This is a genomic window from Dactylosporangium sp. NPDC050688, assembly GCF_040654515.1.
GTDB lineage: Bacteria > Actinomycetota > Actinomycetes > Mycobacteriales > Micromonosporaceae > Dactylosporangium.
In genome coordinates, this window is sequence record NZ_JBFAIC010000155.1 from 1 (window position 1) to 4,429 (window position 4,429).

The window sequence follows — 4,429 nt, forward strand, 5'->3', positions numbered from 1 at the left end:
GAGATCCTGCAAGACGCCGGGATCGACCCGGCACCCGAGCGGGCGTCCAGCACCTGGGCCGACTTCCTACGCTCCCAGGCCGACGCCCTGCTGGCCTGCGACTTCCTGGAGACAGTCACCCTCACCGGAACCCGGATGTACGTGCTCGCGGCGATCGAGCACGCCACCCGCCGCATTCACATCCTCGGCGCCACCCCGCACCCAAGCACCGCATGGGTGGCACAGGCCGCGAAGAACCTCGCCATGGACCTCGAGGACACCGGTTCCAAAGCCAGATATTTGATCCGCGATCGGGACGGCAAGTTCCCCGAACTGTTCGACGCCGTGCTCACCGACGCTGGCACCAAGGTCGTGCTCAGCGGCATCCAAACACCCCGCATGAACTCGATCATGGAACGGTGGGTACGGACCTGCCGCCACGAACTGCTGGACCGAACGCTGATCTGGAACCAACGACACCTCCTGCACGCCCTGCGCGAATTCGAACACTTCTATAACGAACATCGACCACACCAAGGCCTCGCCAACGCCCGACCGCTGCGCCCACTGCCCACACCGATCGCTGATCCGGACCAGATAGCCAGGCTCCGCGTCCGACGACACGATCGCCTCGGCGGCATCCTCCACGAATACGAACACGCCGCTTGACCTGCACGGATGAGGTTTTCGGCAAGCACAGGTGTGGCGGGCGGCGATCCTGCGCCGGTTCCACCCCTGACAAAAGACGACGACCATCTACCAATGCAGCACCTCCGCCCCGTCCGGCCTGATGGCGGTGGCGCCGCAGTTCAAGGCCTCCGAGGGTAGCGACCCGAACTTCTGAGCGCCGAACCTTCCTCAGCCTGACCACGGACGGTGGTTCCGCTGGCGACGGCCGGAACCACCGTCCCACCCGGCGACAACCGGCCGCGACGGTTCACGGCCGGGGGATCACGCCGGTGGGCAACTGGATCGCGCCGGGCCGGCGGGCGCGCTCGCGGAGCAGGATCCATAGCGCCTGCACGCCGTCCCGCCAGGTGATCTTCTTGCCCTCCTCGCGGGAGCGCGCCCGGTAGCTGATGGGCACCTCGTACGGACGCACCTTCCGGCGCAGCAACTTGCCGGTCACCTCCGCCTCCATCCCGAACCCCCGGCTGGATACGTTCAACGACCGGTACAACGCCACCGGCATCAACTTGTAACACGTCTCCAGGTCGCCGATGTAGCAGTTGAACAGCACGTTGGCCGCCGTCGTCACCGCTTTGTTGCCCATGACGTACCAGAACGAGAAACTGCTGTGGCTGCCGAACGTACGGTTGCCGTACACCACTGTCGCGTGCCCGTCCAGCACTGGCTGAATCAGCCGGGGAATGTCGTTCGGGTCGTATTCCAGATCCGCGTCCAGAACTACCAGGTATTCGCCCGTGGCATTCTCCACCGCCGTCCGGATCGCCGCGCCCTTTCCCTGGTTGCGCTCATGGAAAATCGCCCGCACCCGTGGATCCTGAACCCCTCGCAAAATCTCCGCCGTCCGGTCCCGGCTACCGTCGTCCACCACCACCAGCTCGATGTCGGTGGTGTATTTGACATCCAGGGCCTGAGTGAGAGCGTCGGCCAGACGGGCCTCCTCGTTGTATACCGGCATCAAAATCGACAACTTCACGAATGGCCTCCAGAAACGAATTCCTCAGGGGCGCGGCGCGGCTGCGGGGGTCGCTGCTGCGGCGGGTGGTCGTGACAGGGAATGGGCGCCGACGATGCCCCAGAACACGGCGCTGACGACGGCAAGCAGGCAGAGCGGCCCGATGATTCGGTTGGCCGAAGTGGACAGGTGCCAGTTGATGTCGTTCGGGCTGGTCAGGTACGTGATGAAGAGGGTGGCCAGGAACAGGGCGTAGGTCAGCCAGAGCCAGCCGTCGCCGCCCAGGCCCAGGACGGCCCGGCGGCCGCCGAGGAAGACCGCGCCGAGGACGGCGGCGGCGAGCGCCGGCACGGTCACCGGCCACAGTAACGACCAGAGCGAGTCGACCGTGGGTGGCAGCCGGTTCCAGACGGCCGGGTCGCCCTGAAGCAGGCCGGTGAAATGGCCGCCCGCGACCAGGTCGCTGGTCGCGCCGAGCCGTGCGGCCAGGCGCGACCAGCACTGGCCAGCGATGACGGGAAGCCACACCGGCCAGATGGCGCCCAGCCGGCGCCGGTACCGCAACGTCGCGACGACGGCGAGTTCCGTGACGGCTACCGAACCTTCGGTCTTAACGAGCGCGGCGACCGTGAGCAGCAGCACCGGCAACGCGAGCCGCCCGACCGGCGCGACCACCAGCCGGCTCAGCCGGCTGGAGCCTTCCGGGACACCGCGCCCGTCCCCGCCGGCCCGCGGCTCCGGGCCGTCCCGCGGTTGGCCGTCCCGCTCTGTCCCGTCTCGGCCGACCAGCAGAAACACGGCACCGGCCGCGAAGGTCGCCGCCCACAGCGAGTCCGCGAGGCCCTCGACGACCCCGACCGGGTAGAACCCCCAGGCCGCCAGGGCCACCACGGCGGCCGCGAGGCGGGACGCCCACGCCGGCACCAGTCCCGCGGTGTTCGCGCGTACCGCGTAGGCCAGCAGCGCGAACCCGGCGGCGGTGACCAGGGTCGAGGTGAACTGCGCGACCCGCAGGTCGGCGCCGCCGACCCGCCACGCGCCGGCGACGACGGCCGACAGCAGCGGCGGGTAGTCGGTGTGCGAGAACGCCAGCCTGGAGTCACCGATGGCGCTGCGGGCCGTAGCACTGTCGAGGGCGAAGTATCCGGCGTGCAACCACCAGATGGCATGCGCGTCCCACTGCACCGGCACCAGCCGTACCGTCGTCAACGGCGGCAGCAGCGGCACCACGTAGCACAGGGAATCGAGCCAGCCGGCGTGCGGCAATGGCCGTCCCGGCCCGCGGTGCACCGCCCGGAGCAGGAGAACGCACTGGCCGGCCACCAGCAGCAGGGCCCACCAGACCAGGGCGCCGCCGGCGACGAGCATCAACAGCACGGCGGCGGTCGCGGTGAGCCCGGCCGTGAGCGGTACCAGCAGCAGCGCGAGTGGGAGCCGGCGGGCCATGAGCCAGGCGCCGGGGAATCCGGCGACGAGCACCGCCGCGCCGGCCGCGAGGATGTCTGTCACCGGCCGGTCCGGGGCTGGACCACGAGCGTGGCGCGCCCGCCTTGTTGCACCACGCTCAGCCAATATGCCGCACGGTCGGCACCGGTCAAGGGGTGTCCGGCCATCAACGCGATCTCGTTGAGATGCATGCTCCACATCAACGATGTGGCGTCCGCCGGGTCGGCCGCCCACGGAACGAACACGGTTGCTCCAGCTGGCACCCGCTCCTGGACCTGTCGGAGGATTTCCTTGAGGTTCAGGTACAACGCCACGTCCTGCGGGTTACGCACCCCGTCGACGTTCGCGTCATAACCGGCCATGGTGGCGCACCAGGCCCCTTGCATGCCGATGGTCCCGACAACGGCCGCCAAGATTGTCAATGCCGGGATGACCACCTGTCGAACGAACCGGGACGGTCTTGGCTGACGTGGCTCAAGCGCCTGAACCAAGCCATGGGCATCCGCTGTCACGCGCCCATCTTCGTCGGCGCCGCCGGCCGCGTCGAGGCCCACCGGCGTCAGTTCGATCACCTTATTGTTTAACCTGCGCGTTGTTTGTGTGCGGTGACTGTGAGTTCTCGTTTGGTGAGTTTGCCGACGTCGTGGCGTGGTGCGGATCGGCGGTTCCTGGAGCCTGGTGGGCGTCCTGGGCCGGGTGTGCTTGGTTTCGGTGCTTGTGTGGGGTGAGTGGTCTTCGGGCGGAGGTTGCGAAATCCGCGGCGTACTCGTGCCGGTGTGAGCCGGCCGTCGGTGGTGGGTCGTTCCCAGGGGCGGCGAAGGTCGGTGGTGAGGGTTCGGGCGAGCCGGAGTTGGGTGTGCGCGGCGATCACGAGCCAGGTCCAGCGGTCGGCGGCGGCCGGGTCGCGCAGTTTCGGTCTGGTCCAGCCGAGGGTCTGTTTGAACAGTCGGAAGGTGTGTTCAAGGTCGAACCGGCGAAGGTATGCCTGCCAGAGTTTGTCCACATCGGACGGTTGCGCGCCGGTGTGGGAGGACCAGAGCCAGATCGGGTCTGGTGTGCGGTCGCCGGGCAGCCATTGGACGGTGAGCCGGATCAGGGTGCCTTCGAGGATGGGTAGGTCGCCGTCGTGGTCGAGCCAGGCGGCGCGGCGGGTGAGCCGGGGGTGCAGCCGGTCCCACGCGGTGGCGTGGGCGGTGCCGTAGCGGCTGGTGCCGGTACTGGTGGCTGCTGCCGGGATTGGCCAGGTGGTGGGGTCGGTGAGGTGGAACTCTGCGCCTGCCGAGAATGCCATCCATGCAGGTGGTGGGCTCTGCCCGCTTCCTCTTGGCCAACACGTTGCCCGGCCGTCAAGATCGGAGCGGA

The 4,429-nt window shown here is 68.4% G+C and carries 4 protein-coding genes and 1 pseudogene; 1 reads left to right on the forward strand and 4 read right to left on the reverse strand.

The genetic code is table 11. The features are described from left to right. A partial coding sequence (locus AB0H83_RS51490) for an integrase core domain-containing protein (RefSeq protein ID WP_360111291.1) occupies positions 1 to 648 on the forward strand: 648 nt, incomplete at its 5' end. A 268-nt stretch (positions 649 to 916) separates the two neighbouring features. Here AB0H83_RS51490 and AB0H83_RS51495 read toward each other — a convergent pair. From AB0H83_RS51495 to AB0H83_RS51510, 4 genes and pseudogenes are all read right to left on the reverse strand, one after another. Further along, on the reverse strand, positions 917 to 1,642 hold the full coding sequence (locus AB0H83_RS51495) for a glycosyltransferase family 2 protein (protein ID WP_360111294.1): 726 nt from the start codon (positions 1,640 to 1,642) through the stop codon (positions 917 to 919). A 24-nt stretch (positions 1,643 to 1,666) separates the two neighbouring features. Then, positions 1,667 to 3,130 (reverse strand): hypothetical protein, encoded by a 1,464-nt coding sequence (locus tag AB0H83_RS51500; protein WP_360111297.1) that lies wholly within the window; start codon positions 3,128 to 3,130, stop codon positions 1,667 to 1,669. Beyond that, positions 3,127 to 3,639: a hypothetical protein gene (locus tag AB0H83_RS51505; RefSeq protein WP_360111300.1), complete on the reverse strand. Its 513-nt coding sequence runs from the start codon at positions 3,637 to 3,639 to the stop codon at positions 3,127 to 3,129. Before AB0H83_RS51505 ends, AB0H83_RS51500 begins: the two co-directional genes overlap by 4 nt. An 8-nt stretch (positions 3,640 to 3,647) precedes the next feature. Then, positions 3,648 to 4,322 (reverse strand): annotated as a pseudogene (locus tag AB0H83_RS51510) (transposase); the annotation flags it as partial. Between the last annotated feature and the right edge of the window lie 107 nt (positions 4,323 to 4,429).